The organism is Pseudocnuella soli (assembly GCF_004347775.1).
GTDB classification, from domain to species: domain Bacteria; phylum Bacteroidota; class Bacteroidia; order Chitinophagales; family Chitinophagaceae; genus Flavisolibacter; species Flavisolibacter aquaticus.
In genome coordinates this window covers 119,015-141,915 of record NZ_CP037755.1, presented here as the reverse complement: position 1 = coordinate 141,915, position 22,901 = coordinate 119,015, and the positions used below count along the sequence as shown (strand labels likewise).

Here is a 22,901-nt window from a genome sequence, read left to right as displayed (position 1 = left end):
CGGTTAAGGGGGACGCCCAACAATCGTCAATCCCAAATCGTACATCGTAAATACTCCCAAGTTTTTCAAAAAGCACACTCCCATGACTCTTTTTTCCAAGATCATTGCCGGCGAAATTCCGTCGTATAAAATTGCGGAAGACGACCGGTTCTTTGCTTTTCTTGATGTGTTTCCGTTGCGCACCGGGCATGTGCTGGTGGTACCCAAAGTGGAAGTGGATAATCTATTTGACCTGGAGCCTGAATACCTTTCGGGGATCCTCACATTTGCGCAGCCCATTGGCAAAGCCATTGAGCGGGCTTTTGCCTGCAACCGCTGCGGCATTTCGGTTATCGGCCTCGAGGTGCCGCATGCACATGTGCACCTGGTGCCCATCAACAATTCCAACGACCTGAATTTTACCCAATCAAAACCCCGCGCTACCGACGATGCACTCCAAAAGGTGCAGCAACTTATTTTAGCGGAACTGAACCGCGGCTGATAGTTTAGTTACTGCCTTTACTTCAATGATTTTTTCCAATAAAAAAACGCACAGTGTTGAGCTGTGCGTTTTGTTTTATTAAATGCGGAACCACTGGCTCCGGTGCGGTTACTGGTTTGCCAGCAAGCTTAAGAAGCCTGCTTTTTGGGCTTGGGCACGGTGCCCAGGCTGGCGTAGCTGATGATGCCGTTGGGCGTAATCAGGTGTACGGCAGCCAGCTCGTGCTTACTGGAGTAAACCAGTTGCAGTTTTGGCTCGTTGGCCACTGCTGGTGTTGTGTTGTTCTGTTTCATGGACGGAACTTTTAGTGTTCAAAAAAATAGTATGCTTAAGGTACAGTTATTTTATTTAACTCATCAATAATTTGTCTTAAAGTTGGCCGCCAGCGCCATTTTTAACCGGTGGTAGGCAACGGGCAGTGCAAATTTCTATAATGCCTAAGCTGTTTTGCGGGTACTGCCGTCAGTATAGTGGCTGAGTTTTGGCAGTGCCCACATTAATTAAAAAGGGAATGGGGGCAAAAGTTTAATGGGTTGAAAAAGATAACGATTTGTTGTACTGGCATTCATTGCGCAGTAATGGCCGTAAATAAAAAGCTCCCTGCCATGCAGGGAGCTTTTTATTGTTTGTGTGATTGCAAAGACTATTAGGCACCCAGTACCACGATCAGCGAGTAGATCAGGCCGGGGATGTAGAACAGCAGGGTAAGCAGCAAGCTGATCCAGAAGCGGGTGTTGATCTCACCTTCGTGCAGGTACACACCCAGTGGTGGCAGCAGGATGGTGATGATCACCAGCAGCAGTTGGTTATCAACAATGGGGTCGGCACCTTTTTGCGCCTTCATTTGCTTTACTACTTTCTTGGCGTCTTTCAGGCGCTCTTTTCTTTCTTTGGCCGACAGGTTGCGGAAATCGTTCAGAGCCGACTGTACGGTTGCTTCATCTGGTGTGGACGTTGCTGGCCGTGCTGGTGCGGGAAGGCTGGCTGCAAATGTTTGCGGCAGCATTACGGAAAAGCACAGCATCAGAAACAGCAAGCGAGTAAACACTTTTTTCATACACTTTGGTTTTAGTGGAAGTTTTTTTTACTGTTATAAAAATTGGACCAGCCTCCGGGTCGGACATTAATATTGAAGCCAAGAGGCTGGTTTGGTAAAACCCCAAATAAAAACAGTCAGCATCCGTCAAATAAAAAGAGCAGCCCTTGAGCTGCTCTTTTTGTATCAATAAAATGTAATCATGCATCGATCTTACCCACCATATTGGCCGGGATCACCCACTGGTCAAATTCCTCTGCAGTTACATAACCCAGTTTCACGGCCATCTCTTTCAGCGTGGTGCCTTCCTTGTGTGCTTTCTGTGCAATTTCGGCTGCTTTGTAATAACCGATCTTGGTATTGAGCGAAGTAACCAGCATCAGCGAATTGTCTACGTGTTTTTTGATGTTGGCTTCGATTGGCGCAATGCCTACGGCGCATTTTTCATCAAAGCTTACGCAGCCATCGCCGATGAGGCGGGCACTGTGCAAAAAGTTGTAGATCATTACCGGCTTGAACACGTTCAGTTCAAAATGACCCATCGAGCCGCCTACATTAATGGCTACATCATTGCCCAATACTTGTGCAGCAATCATGGTCAGTGCTTCGCATTGCGTGGGGTTTACTTTACCCGGCATGATGGAAGAACCGGGTTCGTTATCCGGGATAAAGATTTCACCAATGCCGCTGCGCGGTCCGCTGGAAAGCATGCGGATGTCGTTGGCAATTTTCATCAGGCTAACGGCAACAGTTTTCAGTGCGCCGTGTGCTTCCACAATCGCATCATGTGCTGCCAGCGATTCAAATTTATTTTCGGCCGTAACAAATGGCAGCCCAGTAAGGGTAGCAATATGTTTGGCCACATTTTCCGAATAACCTTCCGGTGTGTTGATACCTGTGCCCACTGCGGTGCCGCCCAGTGCCAGCTCGCTCAGGTGTGGCAGCGTGTTTTTAATGGCACGCAGTCCATGATCTAACTGCGACACATAACCGCTGAATTCCTGCCCCAGGGTAAGTGGCGTGGCATCCATAAAATGGGTACGGCCAATTTTCACCACGTGCATGAACTCCTTGCTTTTTTGCGCCAGCGTATTGCGCAATTGCTCAATACCGGGTATGGTTACTTCCAGCAGCATTTTGTACGCAGCAATGTGCATGGCGGTAGGAAAGGTATCGTTCGACGATTGCGATTTATTTACATCATCGTTGGGATGTAGGAACTTTTCTTTATCGCCCAATTGGCCGCCGTTGAGCACATGCCCGCGGTAGGCAACCACTTCGTTTACGTTCATATTGCTTTGGGTGCCGCTGCCGGTTTGCCATACCACCAGTGGAAAGGCATCATCCAATTTGCCTTCCAGGATCTCATCGCAAACACGGCCAATCAAGTCCGATTTTTCTTTGGGCAGCACGCCTGCTTCGGAGTTGGTGATGGCTGCCGCCTTTTTGAGATAGGCAAAGGCGCGGATGATTTCTTTGGGCATGCGGTTGATGTCCTGCGCAATCTTGAAATTGTCGATGCTGCGTTGTGTTTGTGCGCCGAAATAAGCATTGGCAGGCACTTTCACTTCGCCCATGGTATCTTTTTCAATCCTGAACTCCATACTAAAAGGGTTTTGGGGTGCAAATTTAGCTTCAAAATTGCAGGGAAAGGGAAAAAGCCTGTAATGAGGAAGCTACGATACTGTTGGGGCGCAGGTGCCGCATTATTTTTGGCCGCCTGCAACCTGCAACTGGAACAAAAAGACGAAGGGTTGATCAGCGTGGACAGCTCGGGGGCCTACGCCGACGCCGGTGAGGAAAGTGCAGCCATTGCAGCCGACAGCATTGCCGCCAAAGCGCCGGTGGTGTTGCCGCAGGCCAAGCCCGGGCAAGCCATTGATACCCGTGGCGTAAAGCCCGAGCAGGTGGTGGCTTTTGCACAAACCCAGATGGGTGTGCCCTATAAATACGGTGCTACCGATCCAACCATTGGTTTCGACTGTTCGGGGTTCATTACATACGTGTTCAATCATTTTGGTATTGCGGTGCCGCGGTCGTCCATTGATTTTACCAACGTGGGTAAAGAAGTGCCGGAAACGGCGGCGCGTCCTGGCGACCTGATTTTGTTTACTGGCACCGATAGCGCCGATCGAAATGTGGGTCATATGGGCATTGTGATAGCGCCGGCCACCGATACGCTGAAGTTTATTCATGCCACATCGGGCAAGGCAATGGGGGTAACGGAAACGCCGCTGAATGGATATTACCGGGGCCGCTTTGTAAAAACAATTCGCGTTTTCCCGGAGTAGGTTTTTGAACCACGAAGACACTAATGGCACCGAGGAGCACTAAGAAATTAAAGGATGATGCGGCATTTAGGTAAAATGGTGCTGGGTAATTGAGTAAGTAGTGATTGAACCAATACATCTGGTATAGCTACCCTACATGCGTGAACATATGTACACGTGAACACATGTACATTTTGGTGCAATGGCATTTGGTGTTTAATTTCCTGAACAGACCCGATTGGTTGGGTAAACTGATCATAACCTTCCGCCTGCCATATGCGCCTGTTTCCTATTATTTGCAGCTTGCTGCTTACCATTACATTACGGGCACAACCCATCAACCGCAAAGCGTTGGTAGAGCGGCATGTTGTTATCAACACGTGCTTTGATAGCCTTGGTGCACTTTCGGTGGGCAATGGCCGCTTTGCGTTTACGGTGGATGTTACCGGGCTGCAAAGTTTCCCGCAGGCCTATGGAAATGGCATTCCATTAGGCACACAATCGGAGTGGGGCTGGCACAGCTTTCCAGACACAGCCAATTACCGGCTCGAAGAAACATTTAAAGAATACAACCAGGCGGGCCGCAAAGTAACTTATGCTATTCAATGGCCGGAAGGAGGTAGAAAACAGGCTGCAGCCAATTGGTTCCGCGCAAATCCACACCGGCTGCAATTAGGCAATGTTGGTTTTTTGTTGTTGAAAGAAAATGCCGTACCAGCCGGGTTAAACGACTTGCAAAATATAACGCAGCAACTCAATCCATGGACCGGCCTCATCACCAGCCGGTTTACACTGGAAGGTGTTCCAGTTGTAGTAATTACCGCAGCACATCCTGATATCGATGCCATTGCAGCTTCCGTCGAATCGCCCCTGGTGGCTACAGGCCGGCTGCAAGTTTTTCTGCAGTTTCCTTATCCCACCGGCGACTGGACGGATGCCGGCACGAATTACAATCACGCCGAACAACATACAACATTATTGATGCCGCAAGGTGCAAATAGCGCATTGATACAACGCAAGCTGGATACTACCCAATATTCGGTTACACTTGGCTGGGAGGGCAATGCTGCGGTGCAAGCAAAAGCGCCACACTACTTTGTATTGCAGCCCAATTCGGGCAGCAACCAATTTTCTTTTAGCTGCACCTTTTCGCCACGAAAGCCAACTTTTACACCGTCGTTTAAACAAACAATGAACAGCAGCAAAAAAGAATGGCAACAGTTTTGGCAAAGTGGCGGCGCTATTGATTTTTCGGGCAGCACCGATCCGCGGGCTGCAGAAATTGAGCGCCGCGTAGTGTTGTCGCAATACCTAACCCGCGTTCAATGTGCGGGGTCTTTTCCGCCACAGGAAACCGGTTTAACTTACAATAGCTGGTTTGGCAAGCCGCACCTTGAAATGCACTGGTGGCACGGCGTTCATTATGCATTGTGGAGCCGGCCGCAGTTGTTGCAAAATACATTGGGCTGGTACAAACAGGCCGCAGCAGAAGCCAAAGCGTTGGCTGCACGACAAGGTTTTGATGGCGTACGCTGGCAAAAAATGACTGATCACGATGGCCGTGAAGGGCCTTCATCTATCGGCGCCTTTTTGATCTGGCAGCAGCCGCATTTTATTTATTTCGCCGAGCTGATGTACCGCAGCAAACCAACCACCGCAACATTAAATCAATACAAAGACCTATTATTTGCCACCGCCGATTTTATGGCATCCTATGCCTGTTTCGACAGCGCAAAAGGCCGCTCCATTTTAGGGCCTGCATTGATACCGGCACAGGAACGTTTTAAGCCGGAAGAAACAATCAACCCAACGTTTGAACTGGCGTATTGGCACTGGGCGTTGCAAACAGCACAGCAATGGCGCCTGCGACTAAATATGTCGCGGAATAGCCAATGGGATGCAGTACTGCAAAAGTTATCGCCGCTGCCGGTGCAGAACGGGATTTACCTCGCCACTGAATCTGCGCCGGATTCGTACACCCGAAGAGAATTTATGACGGATCATCCCGCAGTGCTGGGCGCATTGGGCATGCTGCCGCAAATGAGCATTACAGATACGGCAACCATGCGCCGCACCTTTGATCTTATTTGGGAAAAATGGCACTGGCCTGAAACCTGGGGTTGGGATTTTCCCATGACGGCCATGACCGCTACGCGGTTAGGTATGCCCGGTAGCGCGATTGATGCCCTGCTGATGGATGTGCCAACCAATACCTACCTGCGCAACGGACACAATTACCAAGATAGCCGTTTACGGTTATACCTGCCCGGCAACGGCGGGCTGCTTACTGCCATAGCAATGATGGTGGCCGGTTATGATGGTGCAACTGATTCATTACCCGGCATCCCTAAAAACGGCCAATGGAAGGTGCGGTGGGAAGGATTGAAAAAAATGCCATAAAAAGATTTTGAACCACGGAGACACGAAGGACACAAAGGGGCACTAAGAATTTACTTCGTGCTACTCCGTGCCCTTCGTGTCTCCGTGGTTCAACTTTTACTTAATTGTATAGCGGAAGCCAGCATAGATCTGGCGGCCGTTTACAGGGCCCCAAATCATGGATGCATCGAAGTAAGGCCCAAAGGGCTGATCCGACGCCAGCACCGCGCCGTGCTGCATAAAGTTGGTGAGGTTTTCACCACCCAGGTACAGGTCAACGGCTTTCGATTTGCCCAAAGTCTTGCTTATCTGCGCATTCATCAGCACATACGATGGCGACTCGTTCATGAGCATATAATGATGCGGGTTGCCTTCGGTGGAGGGCAGTCTTTTTGGCCCGATCAGGTTAAAGGTGTAATCAAACTTCCAACCCGAAACCTCGTAGGCCGCATTGGCAAAAGCCCGGTGTTTGGAGGTGAGCGGTTTTTGCAGCAACTGGTTGCTGTATTCTGTTTTTACATCAAAATAGCGGTAGGCCAAGCGCAACTCCAACCGCGCCACCGGCATCACCGATACTTCGGCCTGGAACGAATTGGAAAAGGATTTCCCTTCCAGGTTGTAAAACTTCAACAGGCGTGGGTTTTCATAATCCACCACCACCTGGTTTTGAAAATCGTTGCGGTAAAAATCAATACCCACATTGGCGTTGCGGCCAAACAATATAAACTTTTGGTCCACGCTGATGCCTTTGTTCCAGCTTACTTCCGGATCGAGGCCGTAAGCGCCACCGGCAGCCGGGTTTAATATCTGCACTTGGCGGGCACTTACCAGTGCGCCATTATTTTCGGCAAAAATATTGGCGGTGCGCTGGCCGCGGCCGAACGAAGCCCGGATGGTAGTGTTGTTCACCGGCTGGTACCGAACGTTGAGGCGTGGCGTAACAAAAGCGCCAAACAGGCTGTTGTGGTCGGCACGCATACCGGCCACCACGGTAAATTTATCTACCGGCTCAAATGTGTATTCGAAAAAGCCGCCGGGCACCGCTTCGCTGCGCTGGTAGTTCGCTGTATTCAGCTGCTCATTGTATTTATCGTACAAAAAGCTGAGGCCGGTTTTAAACTTGTGCGCCGTATTGCCAATAATGGATTGATAGATCAGGTTGGCGTAAAAATTCTGCTGGCGGCCGTTGTATTGCGTCAGGCCAAAATAAGAATCCTGCTTGTGGTTGAATGCCGAGAGCTGCAGGCCAATGCTCTGGTATTTTTTCTCCGGGAAAATATAACCCAGTTTGCCAAAGGCTTCGTAGCGGCGGGTATCAATGCCCAGGCCATACTCGTTGGTGCCGCCTTTGTGCTTCGATTCATCATAGTTTATTGAGCCGCCAATGCGGTTATCGGTGAGTACTTTTACACCAAACTGGCCCATCAGATTGGTGCCCTGGTACTGCCAGCGGTTGACGCCGCTGAACAGGTTGCCGGTGGGCAGATCTACAAAGCCATCCTTGTTCTGGTCAACTTTATTGTATAAAAAATCATCGTGCAGCAGCAGCATGGTGCTCCATTTGGAGCCCAGCTTTTGGGCATAGTTCAGGTTCAGGTCCGATTTGCCCATGGTATTTACATAACCATTCACGTGCAGGCGGTCGGTATTGGCGGGCTTTTTCAACTCTACATTGATCTGGCCGGCAATGCTTTCATAACCATTTACCACCGAGCCAATGCCTTTGGTGAGTTCAATAGATTCTACCCACGGGCCGGCAATGGAATTCAATCCCAGTGAAGTGGCCAGTCCACGCGGACCGGGCAGGTTCTCTACGGTTAGCTGCGTGTACACCCCCGAAAGACCCAGCAACTGTATTTGCTTGGACCCGGTCACCGCATCGCTGTACGAAACGTCGACCGAAGGGTTGGTTTCAAAGCTCTCGCTGAGGTTGCAGCAGGCGGCTTTAAACAGTTCTTTTTGCGTCATTACCGCGGTGCGAAACGGGTTGTAGCCATTGATGTAGGTTGATGCGCGGCCAGAAGTTACCCGCACTTCTTTGAGCTCTTTGCCCGAAGCCATCACCACTTTTACCTGCCCGTGGTCATCGACCTGCAGGGTATCGGGTTTGCGGCCGGCATAGGAAATAACGAGCTTTTCTTGGCCAGGCTCGTAAGGCAGGGTAAACACGCCTTCGGCATTAGAGGCCACGCCTTTGGTGGTGCCCAGCCACATGGCCGTGGCGCCTTCCAGCGGCTTAAAATTTCCTTTGCTGTCTTCTTCCAGCACTACGCCACGCACCACTGCAGGAGCTTCTTCGTCGTGGTGTTCGGCACCTTCATCTTCGCCGTGGGTGCCTTGCAGGTCGCGGTAGCGGCAGCAGTCGGGCAGGGATTCATATACTTTTTGCGTAGCCTTTTCCTTTTCCGTATCGTGGCCAATGCCGGCAATATGTTTATGAATGCCATCCAGCGAAATTTCGGCCGGGTTGTAGGTTACCGAAAGCATGTTGGTGGGCACATCCCATTTGGCTTTGGAAACGCCTTTTATTTTCAGCGATTTTTCGATGCGCTGTTTGCACATGCCGCAAGCGCCGGACACCTTAAAGGTTGCGGAACTGTCCTGAGTAGCGGTTTGGGCATATGTATGGGTAAACGCGATGCACAGCAGCATCAATATAATGGAGCGGATCTTTTTCATTGTTCAGTTGATTGTAAACCTTGCTAATAGTGCAATATCAAAAGGGCACATAGCGGGGCACGCCACACCATGGCCTACGCGAAAACGGGTTACAATCAAATAAGGTAAGTGCAGTATAACTGGTGGAGGGGACGCGGTAGTGGTGGCGGTGCAAAAATGGTGGGCTCGATGTAGCTCGAAGCTAGCGGCTCGGTTACGGCATCAAACCCGAATTGTGGCTTGGGCACGGTGTAAACTGCGGCCAGCAGCTTTAGCGCCTGTGCATGGCTGTGGGCATCTTTTACTTTAAAAGAAACCTGCTTTTCATCGCAGCATTGCTTTTTCTCAGCCGGTTTGGCCATTTTGCTGCAATGCGCTTTTTCGGGCTTGGGCGCCTTCATTTTGCAGGCGCTTTCTTCGGCAGCCACCAGCGATACATCATCGAGTTTGCCACAGCAGAAATGAAAATGCAGGGTCATGCCGGTAGCGGAAAAACCGTACACGCAAAGAAGCATTATGACCAGCAGCTTTTTCATTACTCTTGCAAAATTAGTGTAGAAGGCGCATCTTTCAACCCAAGGCGGCCCGTTTTCATTTTTTTAACAGGCCAGCCCATTTGCCTGCCACAAAGATGGCGCTTGCGGCAGGTGCCTTTGTTACAACATTTCGTAAAAGATGTACAACATTTTTGTTGTTCGATGGTTTATCTACAGTTCTTCCTCCCGCTCCAGCATCAGGATGGCGCTTTGGGGTACAATGAAAAACTTTTCGCCGGCATATTGAATTTCGGTGGCACCGTTTACCAGAAAAATAGCGGTATCACCTTCACGGGCTTGCAGGGGTATATATTTAACCTGTTCTTCGGCAGCCTTCCATGGTTCTTCTTCAATATGATTAGGGATGGCGTACCCCGGCCCGGTTTTTATTATAGTGCCTTGCTGCACCCGCTCTTTTTCGCCTACACCTGGGGGTAAGTACAGGCCACTATCAGTGCGGTCGGTAGGGCGGGAGGGGCGCACCAGTACCCGGTCGCCAATGATGATGAGCTTTTTGAGCTTGTTATCGGACGTAATCAGCATACAAACAAAATATTTAGGTTTGGCCGCCTGCAGGGGCGGGGCCGCAAATTTAAGGCAAGCAAAACGGAAAGAGATTTGCAGGGGCTTAGCCGGTTGGGGCAAAACCATTAATTTTAAACCACTTTAAACCAATCGTCATGGAAGGAAAGAAACCTAAAATCCTGTTGTGCGAAGATGATACCAACCTGGGCTCTGTACTGAAGAATTACCTGGAACTGAACGATTACGACGTAACGCTGGAGCGGGACGGCCGCCTGGGCCTGGCTGCTTTTCAGCGCGAAAAATTTGACCTCTGCCTGCTCGACGTAATGATGCCGAACATGGACGGCTTTACGCTGGCCGAAGAGATCCGCGATGTGGACCCCGATATTCCCCTGTTTTTCCTCAGCGCCAAAACCATGAAGGAAGACATCATCCAGGGCTATAAACTGGGCGCCGACGACTATATTACCAAGCCTTTTGATTCGGAAGTGCTGTTGCACAAGATCAAAGCCATCCTCAAACGCAACGAGGAACTGAATAAAGAAAGCGAGAACCGCGAGTTTGACCTGGCTTCTTACCATTTCAACCCCAAGCTGCGCCAACTGTCGCATGACGGTAAAACACAAACGCTTTCGCCCAAGGAAAACGAATTGCTGAAAATGCTGGCCGAGCACCTCAACGACCTGCTGCCCCGCGAACAGGCGCTGAAAAAAATCTGGGGTTCGGACACGTATTTCAACGGCCGCTCTATGGACGTGTACATTGCCAAGCTGCGCAAATACCTGAAAGACGATCCAAACATCGAGATCGTGAACATTCACGGCAACGGCTTTAGGCTGGTGGTGCAGAATGCGGGTGCTACTGCGTAAGTGCTCACCGCATCCGGTTTCAGCATTAGTAACATTTCATTGAACGATACTTTTCAATTGTAAAGCCACTCCCATCGGGGTGGCCTTTTTTACGTAGCCGGCTGTAGTATCGCTATTGGGCTGCTGTTGCGTCGCACACTTGTACGTTCTGTATTGCTGTTGTGCTTTACTTCTCTACCTGCTGTTAGCCGTTGCCCTTAAGGCAATGTCATGCCGAACTTGTTTCGGCATCCCCTTGTGCTTTTGTAAACTCTGCGAGATGGAGGAGATGCCGAAACAAGTTCGGCATGACAAACCCTGATTGTAATAAGTCGCCTATAACACCGTTGAAATTATACTCTTTAATTGCAATGTTTTTACCCACTAATCATGCTCTTGCCCTTGTCATCCTGAGCGAAGCGAAGGATCTGAGTTTGAGCCAGCACAAACGTAGAAATAACAAGTAGTCTGCCTTTTACTCAATAGTTCCTCACTTTACAACGCTCAGATGCTTCGCTGCGCTCAGCATGACAAACCAGAATGCATCCGTACCCATCAAAAAGCATAAAAATAAAAAGCCATAGAGAACGAAGTCTCCATGGCTTAAATCAGCTATTTGAACAACTTGAACTATTGAACAAACAAGAACATTAGGTCAATCCAAACAACGTTCCCGTGGTTCCATGCATTGGTGGCGTTTTCCCCAAATGCGCATAGGCTTTTTCCGTTACCTCGCGGCCGCGAGGCGTACGCTTGATAAAACCTTCCTGTATGAGGAACGGCTCGTATACTTCCTCCAAAGTTCCCGGCTCTTCGCCCACGGAAGTGGCAATGGTAGTGATGCCCACCGGCCCGCCTTTGAATTTTTCAATGATGGCCGAAAGAATGCGGTTGTCCATTTCATCCAGTCCGTGCTCATCCACGTTCAGGGCCCTTAGCGCATGTTGGGTAATGCCCATATCAATTTGAGAATCGTTGAGCACTTGTGCAAAATCGCGAACGCGGCGCAGCAGGCCGTTGGCAATACGCGGGGTGCCGCGGCTGCGGCGGGCAATTTCGCCGGCTGCTTCGGTGGTGATCTCTGCTTTCAGGATTTCTGCCGACCGCAACAGGATGTTTTTCAGTGTTTCGGCATTGTAATATTCCAGCCTTGATTTAATAGCAAAACGCGACAGCAGCGGCGCTGTGAGCAAACCACTACGGGTGGTAGCGCCCACCAGTGTAAACGGGTTCAGATTGATCTGGATGCTGCGTGCCGATGGGCCGCTGTCGATCATAATGTCGATGCGGTAATCTTCCATGGCCGAGTACAGGTATTCTTCCACCACGGTGCTCAGGCGGTGTATTTCATCGATAAACAACACATCACGCGGGCCCAGGCTGGTGAGCAGGCCGGCCAGGTCGCCGGGCTTTTCAATCACCGGCCCCGAAGTTTCCTTAATGCTCACACCCAACTCATTGGCCACAATGCGGGAAAGCGTGGTCTTACCCAAGCCGGGAGGACCGTGAAACAGCACATGGTCCAGCGCCTCGCCGCGTAGCTTGGCGGCACGGATAAAAATGACCAGGTTCTCGATCAGCTGCGCCTGGCCGGTAAATTCGTCGATGCCCTGCGGGCGAATATTGTTTTCAAATTCCTTCTCGGTGGCCGTTAAGGTTTCCTTGCCGGAAAGAAGATTTGGATTTGCCATAACTGCTTCAAAATTAAGAACTGGCAGGGCTACATGATTGTGTTGTTTTCAGGCGCCGGCCAGACGTGTAAAGATATCCTTTTTCCTAAAAATTTTAGCAGCAAAACTGTTAACAAACCCGCTGCAACATGCCGCAGCGGGTTTGTTATTTACTAAAAACACAAATCATTACTTCTTGTGCAGTTGCACGGCAATACGGCGATCCACCCGGCGCTCCTCGTCGGTAGCGGTTTCCGGCATGGTCGCAAACTTTGATCCGTATCCTTCTGCATCCGTTACCTGCTTGTCGGCACCAGCCGCTTTTAGCGCAGCCATTACTGCTTCGGCGCGGTCCTCGCTCAGCTCTTCATTGGCTTCGGCATTGCCCACTTTATCGGTGTAGCCACCAATCTTAATGCGGGCATCGGGGTAAGCTTTCAAAATGGCCGCAATGTTGGCGATCTGCGCATTGCTTTCGGCAGTGAGCCGGGCACTGCCGGTTTCAAAATTGATGTTGTCGAAATCAAACCAGCGGTCTTTGTTTGCTTCGCAGGCCGCATCGTTGAGGCAGGCCACCAGTTGGTCTTCTACACCACCTTGGTATGCATCCAACTCGGTATTATTGGGCAGGCGCACCTTGGTGTACGATCGGGTTGTGGCCGCTGCTGCCGGTTGCCGCGCCGCGGCAGTTGATGTATCGGTCATGGTGGTGGTTGCCATTACTTCATCATCGTCATCATCGTCATCGTTGCGGTTTACCAGGTAGGCAATCAATGCAATCGCGCCAAGGCCTAGCAGCACCGGCAACACCCAGTTCGATTTGCGGGCAGGCTCCACATCGCGGGTTGGCGTTACCACGGTTTCGCGGTGTTCGGTGCGGGTAACGGGTTCGGCTACAGTGCGTTCGGCAATAACGGGATCGGCCACTGTGCTATCCGACCGGAACCAATTGCCCACAGAAAGGCCCGCTGGCAATGCACCCATGATGGAGGTTTTTTGGTTGGATAAATAGCCGCGCAGATCGGCACCCGTCCAGGATTTTTGTTTGGCTTCCCTGCCTAAAAAACTCAGCACCAGCGGTGCAATCATGCCAATAAGCGATTGCACGGTGCCTTCCCGCACACCTGCAAACTGTGCAATATTGGTGTTTACCGAATTGTTGCGGTCGCCAAACAACTGCGACAGCCAGCCCGGAATGCCGCCGAGCAATGAGGCACCTGCTGCTCCGCCGGCAGCGCTGCTAAACATACCGCCCAGGTTATCCAAAACATTGTTGTCGTCGGCTGCACGTGCATCCCGCAGCAGTTCGTCGGCATGGCCGGTTTCGGCCCGCTGAACAAAACCCGCCAGCACTGTGGGCACTACACCCGATAAAGCTTTGGAGATACCCGATGAACTTTCGCCAAACTGGGTTGCTGCACGCTCAGTAACTTCTGGCGTAAATAAATCCCGAACCGAGGCAAGGAGATTGATAGCCATGAATCTTGATTTAAGGTTAAGAATAAAAGCGGTTATGGACGGCTGTTATCTTAGGGCGGAAGGGCAAACAAAAAAATATCGGGCAGGTATGATCGGTATAAAAACTCGTGTGTCGGTAGAATGGATGGCAGCGAATGCCTAACAAGTTAATTTTTTTTCGGCAAAAAACACGCTGCGCATTGCCTGCACAAGCTGCCCAGCCAAAGCGTACCTGCGCATCCAAGCAATACAATTGTCAATAAAATTTACCGGCACAACGGCATCCGCAACACATCCTGTAGCGCAATTCGATTTCACGGGTTCAAACAAAAACATTGCAGTACATTTTTTATACATTGGGGTTACCAGCAAAACCGTGCCGGTAACAACAATCGCCGGGCGGAGTGCCGGCACAACGACCAGTCATCTTAGATCATGGAATTTCCCCTGACCATACCAATTGGCGGCATGCAACTGCCGCTGCACGCAGTGCTGGAAGCGGCCGCATTTTTTACGGGCTTCCGCTATTACCTGCACCTGCGCCGCAAGCAGGGCGATGCCTTTAGTTCGGAAAGCCGGATGTTCATCATCATCGGGGCCATATTTGGAGCCTTGTTAGGGTCCCGCATTGTGGGTGCATTGGAACAACCGGTGCTTTGGTGGCAGTCGGCCAACCCGCTGCTGTACCTGTACGCCAACAAAACTGTACTCGGTGGATTCTTAGGCGGTATTGCCGGTGTGGAACTGGCCAAAAAGCGAATGGGCGAACGCCGTGCATCAGGTGATCTTTTTGTTTTTCCCATGATCCTTGCCTTGTGCATTGGCCGGCTGGGTTGCTTTAGCATGGGCGTTTATGAAGAAACTTATGGCCTGCCCACACAATTGCCCACCGGCATGAACCTGGGAGATGGGCAATTGCGCCACCCGGTAGCGCTGTACGAAATCTTATTTCTGCTGCTGTTATGGGTGTTGCTGCGCAATGTGCAACAAACCGTGCTGCTGGCAAATGGCGCCTTGTTCAAACTGTTCATGATTGCGTACCTCGTCTTTCGTTTTCAACTGGATTTTATCAAGCCTCATTACAACTATCCCATTGGTTTATCGGCCATACAAATCTGCAGCCTGCTGGGGCTGCTGTATTATACGCCATTTATTGTGCAACCCAAAAAGCTACTGCAACCCCGCTATGCCCGAACGTAACTATACTTACTACGATTTTACCATTTCGCTTTGCCCCCACTGCCTCAAAAGGGTAGACGCAAAAATTGTGTTTGAAAACGACGCAGTGTTTATGCTCAAGCGCTGCGCCGAACATGGTTTTCAAAAAGTGCTGATTGCTTCGGATGTGGAATATTATAAAAACATCCGCAACTACAACAAGCCCTCCGAAATGCCGCTGCGGTTTAATACGGCAACGCATTATGGATGCCCATATGATTGCGGCCTCTGTGCTGATCATGAGCAACATGGTTGCCTTACCGTTGTAGAGATAACCGACCGGTGTAATCTTTCCTGTCCTACCTGCTATGCCAACAGCTCGCCGCACTATGGCCGGCACCGAACGTTGGAAGAAGTAACAGCCATGCTTGATGCCGTAGTAGCCAACGAAGGCGAACCCGATGTGGTGCAGATCAGCGGTGGCGAACCAACAGTGCACCCACAGTTTTTTGAAATACTGGACATTGCAAAAACGAAACCCATCAAACACCTGATGGTGAATACCAACGGCATTCGCATTGCCAAGGATTTTCATTTTGCCCAACGGCTGGCTACTTACATGCCCGATTTTGAGCTGTACCTGCAGTTCGATTCATTCAAGCCCGAGGCGCTGCAACAACTGCGCGGCGCAGACCTTACCGCTACGCGGATGCAGGCGCTGGAGCACCTCAATCAACTCAATTTATCTACCACGCTGGTAGTAACCTTGCAGAAAGGCGTGAACGACGATGAGATCGGGAAGATCATCGACTTTGCACTGCAACAGCCCTGTGTTCGCGGGGTTACATTCCAGCCCACGCAAGTGGCAGGTAGAACCAACGGATTTAACCCTGCCACCGACCGTATAACGCTGACGGTTGTACGTAAAAGTATTCTGGAGCAAACAAGCGTATTTCAACCCAACGATATCATTCCTGTGCCCTGCAACCCCGATGCACTGGCTATGGGCTATGCATTAAAGTTAAACGGGCAGGTGCTGCCCATGACGCGTTATGTGGATCCTGCGCACCTGTTGAACAACAGCCGCAATACCATTGTGTACGAGCAGGACGCTGTTCTGCATGGGCAGTTGCTCGATATTTTCAGCACCGGCATTTCGGTGGAACGTGTGGAGCAAAATGTGCAGCAATTGCTTTGTTGCCTGCCGCAGTTTTATGCACCCGGACTTACCTACAACAACCTGTTTCGCATCATTATCATGCGCTTTATTGATGCATGGGATTTTGATGTGCGGGCCATTAAAAAAAGTTGTGTGCACATTGTGCATAAAGATGGGCGCATCATTCCTTTTGAAACAATGAATCTTTTTTACCGGGACGAAAAAGAAGCTTACCTCCATGCGCTGCGCGGCACCAAAGAAAGTACCATCAAAACATTGCTGCAGTGAACCGCTTTCGTAACCCGCTCCGGGTAAATGCCATCATGCTGGCCGTATTTTTTTTGTTAGCCTTAGCGGGTACCGGCTCGGCAAGTATGCGGGATGCGCCGTTTATTTTGGGAACGGGTATGCTACTGCTGGCACCGGTAAACCTGGTGGTGGGCATGGTGCGCAACCGAAACAAAAAGCCCGATGGTATGGCCTTTGTCATCACTGCGGGCTTGTTGCTGCTGCTTGGGTTTTCTACCTGCAGTGCAGGCCTTGCTTTTGGCAACGTCAATTTTCACTAATTATGCCTATGCACTCGCAAACCCGCCTCATGTTGATCTGTCTTGGTTTGAACCTGCTGGCCGGAGCCGTGCTGTGTACGCCGTTTTTATTTTTACAATCAGACGATGCCGGTATATACTGGGGCCTTGCTTTGCTGGTAGTTGCAGCCCTTTCGCTGCTGGTGCAATTGGTCATTGGAATTGTATTTGTAACCCAGCCCCGCCGCCGGCCATTGGGGCAGGCCATGCTGCTGGCAATCGGTATTATTTTGTTGATAGGCCTGTCGGTTTGCGGCAGCATGTTGCCTTTTGCTTAATGCCCTGCGCTGCTGCAGGCTTAATACCCATGGAAGGCATATGTTGGCTGTGCTATTGCTTTCCGCTGCAAACTTTTCTACCTTATCTAACCCTCCCTATTAATGCTCCCGCTAATTCGGCTACACATCCATCTTTTAACCTCAAAAACATCTGCTCATGCCACAAGTCCAAACTTCAGCAGCAAGCACAGCCATTGGCACTATTCCATCAAAAGGTTATGCGGCCGGCGCAGCCAGCGCACAATTGGCTCCATGGAACTTTGAACGCAGGGCGCCTGGCCCGCACGACGTGCAAATCGACATCCGCTATTGCGGCATCTGCCACACCGACCTGCATTTTTTGCGCAATGATTGGGGTATCTCTGTTTATCCAATGGTGCCCGGCCACGAGATTGTGGGCGTAGTAACACATGTGGGCGATCATGTACATAAATTTAAAGCAGGCGATTTGGTAGGCGTGGGCTGCATGGTAGAATCGTGCAGGGTTTGCGACAGCTGCAACAACGGTGAACAACAGTATTGCCACAATGGAATGACACTAACTTATAACGGTACTGAAAAAGGTACCGGCAACATTACTTATGGCGGCTATTCGAACAACATTGTGGTGAATGAAGATTTTGTGTTGCGGGTATCGGAAAAGCTGCCGCTGGAGGCGGTAGCGCCGCTGCTGTGTGCCGGCATTACCACGTATTCGCCCATGCGCCGGTTTAAAATTGGTAAAGGCGATAAAGTAGCCGTACTGGGCTTGGGCGGACTGGGCCATATGGCGGTAAAATTTGCTGCTTCATTTGGTGCGGATGTAACGGTGCTCAGTACATCGCCGCATAAAGAAGCCGATGCCAGGAGGCTGGGCGCTCACAATTTTGTAGTTACCACCAACGAAGAGCAAGTGAAAAAGGTGGCCAAAAAATTTGACTATATTCTTGACACGGTTTCGAGCAAACACAATGATAATTTTTACATGGAAATGCTGAAATCGAAAGGCACACTAATTTGCCTCGGCGTGCCTGCAGAACCAAGAGAACTGCATTGGTATCCGCTGCAGTTCCAGGGCCGTGTAGTGGTGGGTTCCATTATTGGCGGCATTGCCGAAACACAGGAAATGCTGGACTATTGCGCTGCTAACAACATCACTGCCGACATTGAGTTGATAGCCATGAGGGACATACACCAAGCCTACGACCGCATGGAAAAAAGCGATGTGAAGTACCGGTTTGTGATTGATATGGCAACGCTATAACAGCACAAAAAAAACGCCGCTGCAACCAGCGGCGTTTTTTATAAAATCACTTCTCTTTTTATCTGGTAAAATTCAACTTAGTGCCCCTTTTTTTCTTCGTGTCTTGGTGGTTCAATTTTTCGCAAAAGATTATTCACTCTGCGCTAACCGGTATTGATTCAGGTTCAAAATCAGGTCGGGATCGACACAGTTTTCCAACCATTGCTCCCGCTCCGAAAATGCACATACGCCGGGATAATCGCCTTTCCATCCCTGCAGGTCGCGCATCACCTGGAAATGCAAGTGCGGCGGCCACCAGCCGTTTTCCTGCGGAATGCCAAACTCGGCAAACACATCGCCTTTTGCAAGGCGCTGTCCTTCGCCCAGGTTCTGAATGGAACCCAGCGACAGGTGCCCATACAACGTGTAAAAACTAACGCCCTCCAATTGGTGCGATAAAATGATCACGGAGCCATAGTTGCCCAGCTCCGGGTGAAAGCCAAAGGAATGCACGATGCCACCGAGTGGTGCCATTACTTTGGTGTTGGGTGCTCCCCAAATATCGGTGCCCAGATGCAGGCGGCGCGGCTCGCTGCCGGTGCTGTTATCAAACACCTCGCTGCGGCTGTAAATGGTGCGGTGTTCACCATAGCCACCAATGCCATAGCGGGCACCGGCATTGGCCAGTTGTTGATTGATGTATTGAATAAAACGGTTGTTGTCGTTTAAAATTTGATCAGTGAGGTCGGTGTTGGCTGCAGTAAAATCAAGCGGCAGCAGGCGGTCGGTTTGTGGCTCGAAGGGCACCACCGGGTGAAAGCTGGTTGTATGTTGTTGTAGTATGTTGATCAGGTTGTGTGCGGGTTGCATCGTTTGTTTTTATGGGGCAAAATTAATGGGGTAGGTTGTTTGTAAATAATGGCTGTTATGGTTATAAATAAAGTCGTTTCAATAAATGCGGTGTCTGTGAAATACAGTCACTGTCATGCCGACGCATGTCGGCATCTCCTTTATCTTGCGGAGTTTATCAAAGCACAAGGGGATGCCGAAACGAGTTCGGCATGACAGACACTAAGTAGGCTAAGAACCTGCTTTACATGCACATTGCATATTGCCAGTGTATATGGCACTAAACAAGACAGCCCAATCAAAAAGATTGGGCTGTTTTCACTATTGAAAAGCTATACTTAATTTTTCGTTGTTTCGGTTTGCTTCCATCCTTTGGTAATTTCCTGGATGGCGCGGTCCAGTTGCGGATCGCGGCCGTTGATCTTGTCTTCAAAAGAGTTGATCACCATAATGTCTGGCGTTACGCCACTCATTTCCAGGTCCTTTCCATCCAGCGAATAACAACCCCACGATGGCATCCGCACAAACGAGCCATCCACCAGTCCCATACCGCTGGTAAAGATGATCCAGCGGTATGTTTCATTGCCAATGATCTTACCCAGCTTCAGCGCTTTAAATCCTTCGGCGGTCATTTCCGCATCGCTGAGGGATTGCTCATTGGTGAGCAGCACAATGGGTTTGTCGGAAGGTGCAAAATTGCTTTGACGCGTTAATTGTCCCTCGCGGTATTTCCATTGCAGGTAAGAGCGCTGGCTTAAAAACTTCAGCACTTCATCGTGCACATTACCGCCGGTATTATAGCGCAGGTCCAATATCAATCCATCGCGGCCCACCAGCTCTTTGGTCATATCTACAAAAAAGTTTTCGAGTTCGTCGGTGCCCATGTTTTTCATGCAGGCATAAGCAATGCGTTTGCCCGTTTGTTCATCCACACGTTTTTGGTTGTTGTCAATCCATTCGTCGTACAAATTGGTGTACAGCGATGATTGCGGATGCAGCCTTACATCGTATGTTTTGCCACCACGGTTAAACGTCAGCTTCAACTCTTTATCCAGCGAGGGCCGTGTAAAATAATAAGCACGATCCATGCTTTGCTCCACGCTGCGGTCAGCTACCTTCACCAGCACATCGCCGGGTTGAATGTCGATGCCCTTGCGGTCGGCAGCGCTGCGTTTTACCACGTACTTTACTTTGTAGGGCGACGCCTCTTCAAAAATGATCCCCGTTTCCATGGTGGTGTTTTGCAACTGCACCGATTCTTCCGTACCAAAGGTGTTGAAGCCCTGGTGCGATGAATTCAATTCGCCCAACATGTCGTTCATCATGGTGCGCAGGTCGGCGCGGGTGTTGAGGTAAGGCAAAAAGCGCTGGTATTTTTCTTTCATCTTTGCCCAGTCAATGCCATGAAACTTTTCATCGTAAAAGTTTTCCTGCACATTGGCCCACATCTCTTCAAAGATCTGTGCAAACTCTTCCTGCAACGATCTCCTGAATGCGTACGAAGTAGCAATGGCCTCCACTTTGTTGCCGTCCAGGTTTAGTTTGTGTACCGTTCCATTCAGCAGCACATACAATTTGTCGCTAACTTCTACAAGGCCGCCGCCATTGGTGCCATCGGTGCCCGCAATCTTTTCGGTTTTGATGGTTTCAAAAGGCTCCAGCACGGTTTTCCAGAGCGCCATGCGGCCTTCGCCGTGGTTGCTCCAGTACAGCACTTGCGTCTTATCGCCTTTGGTGTATACGGTTTGTAAAAACTGGTCGCCAAAGCGTGGAGAAATCAGTTCAATGCGTTCCATTACGTTCTCCAGATCCATCACCAGCGCCGAACTATCCACCTGCGGTGCCAGCTTTGCAGCCGTATCTTTTTTACCGGCAGTTGTGTCTTTTTTCTCTTCTTTAAACAGGTCGTTGAACTTGTCGATGCGGAACGGATCATCCAGCTTTTCCAACGCCACGCGGTAAATTTTCGGGCTTTGCATGCCCATGGGGTAGGCAGGCTTCAGCCGCGACGAAGTAAAGTAAATGTATTTGCCATCGGCCGACCAAAGCGGATCGGCTTCTGAAATAGCGGTGTTGGTAAGGTTGGTGGTTTTGTTCTTTTTCAGGTCGTGAATAAAGATGTCTGTTTCAAAATTTCGGCGGGCCGTAAACAACACATAATCATCTTTTGGCGAAAAGCCGGGATCGCTGTTTTGAAAACCCCAGATCTCGTCTTTGGCCAGTGTTTTAGGCTGCATGGTTTTCAGGTCGAGCAGCTTTACTTCATCGCGGCCGCTCAGGTACACCGCCATGGTGCGTTTTTTATTCAACACAATATTGCGGTTGTGTTTTTTATCGGCAGTAAGTTGCTTGGGCTGGCCGCTGCCGCTGGCTGCAATGGTGTACCAGTTGCGAAAGCCGCCAATGGTTTGGTTGTACAACAGGGTTTTGTTGTCGCTCAGCCACTTTATTTCCTCGGCCCGTTCTGCCGAACCCTTTTGTATTTGCTGGATGAATTTGCCTTCAATATCACTCACAAAAATTTCGCCCCGCGATGTGAATGCCATCTTCTTTCCATCGGGCGACACATCGAAAGAAGTGATGTTGTTGCGAACATCAAAATCTTTTTCCTTGGTGAGTACATTATTGCGGTAAATGGCCAGGTTGATCTTTTCTGTTTTCTTCGATGCTACATCGTACAGCCATAATTGATAGTCACGTTCAAACACAACCTTGGCGCCGTTGGCACTTACCGATGGCGCTTTGATGGAAGTATTGAACCGCGTCAGCGCTGTTTTTTTGCCGCCGGCCATGGTGTATAAATTATACTCGCCATTGGCCTCGTCCGACATAAAATAAACGTTGCCCGCTTTGTCGATTGTGGTACCAAAATCTTTGCCTTCCCAGGTGGTGTATTTGGTGAATTTTTTAGTGCCTGGGTTGTACGATTGTATGTCGGGGTTAAAGGCGCCTTTATACCGTTTGCGGTGCGCCTGACTGGCACTTTCCCAGGTATCGTTGAAATATATTTCGCCGCTGGTGGGGTGCGCCACTAGATTGTGGTCGTATTGAAAAAAGTAGTTGCCAAATACCCGTTGCGGTGTGCCGCCTGTAAGCGGTACGCTAAAGCCTGATAATTGGCCGGAGCGGCCGCTGGTAAAATAAATGGTTTTCGAATCCCAGCCCCAGCTGCTCATTTCATCGGCTGCGCTGTGGTAGGTTACTTGGCGGATGTCGCCGCCCGTAATGGGCATTACATAAATATCGGGGTTGCCGTATTGGCGGCCGGTAAATGCAATCCATTTGCCGTCGGGAGATACCTTGGCGTTGGTTTCGTATCCCTGCATGGCGGTAAGCCGGTGGGCCTGCCCGTCGGCAAGGGCTGCTTTCCAGATGTCGCCCTCAAAATGAAACACCACCGTTTGCCCGTCGGGGGTAAGGGTAGGCTGTGATAAAAAATAGGTTTCACTGCTTTGTGCACTTGCCGCCGTTGTCAATAGTCCAGACAACAAGCCGCAAAAGATTTTTCTCATGCCAATTTGATTTTGGTCCAAAATACAACGGATTAGAACGGATTAACAACCGCTTGTCAAATACGGGGAAGTTGGGTTGGAAAATCATTGGGAGCGGGTAGCTGGTGGAGAACTGGAGTTGCTTTTTAATTAAATGACCCACATGTTTCAGCTATTGTGCTACTCGATGTTTCGCTTTATTAATGCAAAAATTTACACGCTACATTTTGTCATGCTGAGCGCAGCCAAGCATCTGAGTGGCGCAAAGCAACTGTTTGTGAAAGGTTCAGATCCTT

19 protein-coding genes are annotated in these 22,901 nt (G+C 50.1%); 9 read left to right on the top strand and 10 right to left on the bottom strand.

Annotation, left to right across the window (positions count from 1 at the left end):
- Positions 1 to 82: 82 nt before the first annotated feature.
- Positions 83 to 481 (top strand): HIT family protein, encoded by a 399-nt coding sequence (locus tag EPD17_RS00615; RefSeq protein ID WP_132050891.1) that lies wholly within the window; start codon positions 83 to 85, stop codon positions 479 to 481.
- A gap of 128 nt (positions 482 to 609) precedes the next feature.
- Here the strand turns inward: EPD17_RS00615 and EPD17_RS19810 are convergent, their stop codons facing one another.
- From EPD17_RS19810 to fumC, 3 genes are all read right to left on the bottom strand, one after another.
- On the bottom strand, positions 610 to 774 hold the full coding sequence (locus tag EPD17_RS19810; RefSeq protein ID WP_155523210.1) for a hypothetical protein: 165 nt from the start codon (positions 772 to 774) through the stop codon (positions 610 to 612).
- Between the two features lie 353 nt (positions 775 to 1,127).
- Positions 1,128 to 1,538 (bottom strand): YqaE/Pmp3 family membrane protein, encoded by a 411-nt coding sequence (locus EPD17_RS20145; protein ID WP_240040695.1) that lies wholly within the window; start codon positions 1,536 to 1,538, stop codon positions 1,128 to 1,130.
- A 179-nt stretch (positions 1,539 to 1,717) separates the two neighbouring features.
- Positions 1,718 to 3,121: a class II fumarate hydratase gene (gene fumC, locus EPD17_RS00605; RefSeq protein ID WP_132050889.1), complete on the bottom strand. Its 1,404-nt coding sequence runs from the start codon at positions 3,119 to 3,121 to the stop codon at positions 1,718 to 1,720.
- Between the two features lie 63 nt (positions 3,122 to 3,184).
- Here fumC and EPD17_RS00600 point away from each other — a divergent pair, with 63 nt between their 5' ends.
- Complete coding sequence (locus EPD17_RS00600; RefSeq protein ID WP_132050887.1) at positions 3,185 to 3,808, top strand: C40 family peptidase; 624 nt, start codon at positions 3,185 to 3,187, stop codon at positions 3,806 to 3,808.
- 255 nt (positions 3,809 to 4,063) lie between these two features.
- On the top strand, positions 4,064 to 6,187 hold the full coding sequence (locus EPD17_RS00595; RefSeq protein WP_132050885.1) for a hypothetical protein: 2,124 nt from the start codon (positions 4,064 to 4,066) through the stop codon (positions 6,185 to 6,187).
- A gap of 96 nt (positions 6,188 to 6,283) precedes the next feature.
- Here EPD17_RS00595 and EPD17_RS00590 read toward each other — a convergent pair whose 3' ends face one another.
- From EPD17_RS00590 to EPD17_RS00580, 3 genes are all read right to left on the bottom strand, one after another.
- The gene (locus EPD17_RS00590; RefSeq protein WP_132050883.1) at positions 6,284 to 8,845 is read right to left on the bottom strand and encodes a TonB-dependent receptor domain-containing protein; all 2,562 of its coding nucleotides are present in this window, start codon (positions 8,843 to 8,845) and stop codon (positions 6,284 to 6,286) included.
- Positions 8,846 to 8,940: 95 nt separating this feature from the next.
- On the bottom strand, positions 8,941 to 9,360 hold the full coding sequence (locus EPD17_RS00585) for an HYC_CC_PP family protein (protein WP_132050881.1): 420 nt from the start codon (positions 9,358 to 9,360) through the stop codon (positions 8,941 to 8,943).
- A gap of 171 nt (positions 9,361 to 9,531) precedes the next feature.
- Positions 9,532 to 9,903, bottom strand: a complete 372-nt coding sequence (locus tag EPD17_RS00580) for a co-chaperone GroES (protein ID WP_132050879.1) — start codon at positions 9,901 to 9,903, stop codon at positions 9,532 to 9,534.
- A gap of 137 nt (positions 9,904 to 10,040) precedes the next feature.
- On the opposite strand from EPD17_RS00580, the gene EPD17_RS00575 reads away from it, so the two are divergent.
- Positions 10,041 to 10,754, top strand: a complete 714-nt coding sequence (locus EPD17_RS00575; protein WP_114235717.1) for a response regulator transcription factor — start codon at positions 10,041 to 10,043, stop codon at positions 10,752 to 10,754.
- 629 nt (positions 10,755 to 11,383) lie between these two features.
- Here the strand turns inward: EPD17_RS00575 and ruvB are convergent.
- Together ruvB and EPD17_RS00565 are read right to left on the bottom strand one after the other, a co-directional pair.
- Positions 11,384 to 12,424, bottom strand: a complete 1,041-nt coding sequence (gene ruvB, locus EPD17_RS00570; protein WP_132050877.1) for a Holliday junction branch migration DNA helicase RuvB — start codon at positions 12,422 to 12,424, stop codon at positions 11,384 to 11,386.
- Between the two features lie 168 nt (positions 12,425 to 12,592).
- A complete protein-coding gene (locus EPD17_RS00565) occupies positions 12,593 to 13,882 on the bottom strand; it encodes an OmpA family protein (RefSeq protein ID WP_132050875.1) in 1,290 nt (429 codons plus the stop codon).
- 414 nt (positions 13,883 to 14,296) lie between these two features.
- Between EPD17_RS00565 and EPD17_RS00560 the strand changes: the two genes are divergently transcribed.
- From EPD17_RS00560 to EPD17_RS00540, 5 genes are all read left to right on the top strand, one after another.
- The gene (locus EPD17_RS00560) at positions 14,297 to 15,061 is read left to right on the top strand and encodes a prolipoprotein diacylglyceryl transferase (RefSeq protein ID WP_132050873.1); all 765 of its coding nucleotides are present in this window, start codon (positions 14,297 to 14,299) and stop codon (positions 15,059 to 15,061) included.
- On the top strand, positions 15,048 to 16,466 hold the full coding sequence (locus tag EPD17_RS00555; RefSeq protein ID WP_132050871.1) for a radical SAM protein: 1,419 nt from the start codon (positions 15,048 to 15,050) through the stop codon (positions 16,464 to 16,466). Before EPD17_RS00560 ends, EPD17_RS00555 begins: the two co-directional genes overlap by 14 nt.
- Positions 16,463 to 16,747 (top strand): hypothetical protein, encoded by a 285-nt coding sequence (locus EPD17_RS00550; RefSeq protein ID WP_114235723.1) that lies wholly within the window; start codon positions 16,463 to 16,465, stop codon positions 16,745 to 16,747. The genes EPD17_RS00555 and EPD17_RS00550 overlap by 4 nt, the downstream gene beginning before the upstream one ends.
- A gap of 29 nt (positions 16,748 to 16,776) precedes the next feature.
- Positions 16,777 to 17,043 carry a hypothetical protein gene (locus EPD17_RS00545; RefSeq protein ID WP_123893519.1) on the top strand — a complete coding sequence of 89 codons (267 nt, stop codon included), beginning with the start codon at positions 16,777 to 16,779 and terminating at the stop codon, positions 17,041 to 17,043.
- A gap of 157 nt (positions 17,044 to 17,200) precedes the next feature.
- Positions 17,201 to 18,286 (top strand): NAD(P)-dependent alcohol dehydrogenase, encoded by a 1,086-nt coding sequence (locus EPD17_RS00540; protein ID WP_132050869.1) that lies wholly within the window; start codon positions 17,201 to 17,203, stop codon positions 18,284 to 18,286.
- A 129-nt stretch (positions 18,287 to 18,415) separates the two neighbouring features.
- Here EPD17_RS00540 and EPD17_RS00535 read toward each other — a convergent pair whose 3' ends face one another.
- Both EPD17_RS00535 and EPD17_RS00530 read right to left on the bottom strand, forming a co-directional pair.
- Complete coding sequence (locus tag EPD17_RS00535; RefSeq protein ID WP_132050867.1) at positions 18,416 to 19,135, bottom strand: peptidoglycan DD-metalloendopeptidase family protein; 720 nt, start codon at positions 19,133 to 19,135, stop codon at positions 18,416 to 18,418.
- 317 nt (positions 19,136 to 19,452) lie between these two features.
- Positions 19,453 to 22,626: a S41 family peptidase gene (locus tag EPD17_RS00530; RefSeq protein WP_132050865.1), complete on the bottom strand. Its 3,174-nt coding sequence runs from the start codon at positions 22,624 to 22,626 to the stop codon at positions 19,453 to 19,455.
- Positions 22,627 to 22,901 lie beyond the last annotated feature (275 nt).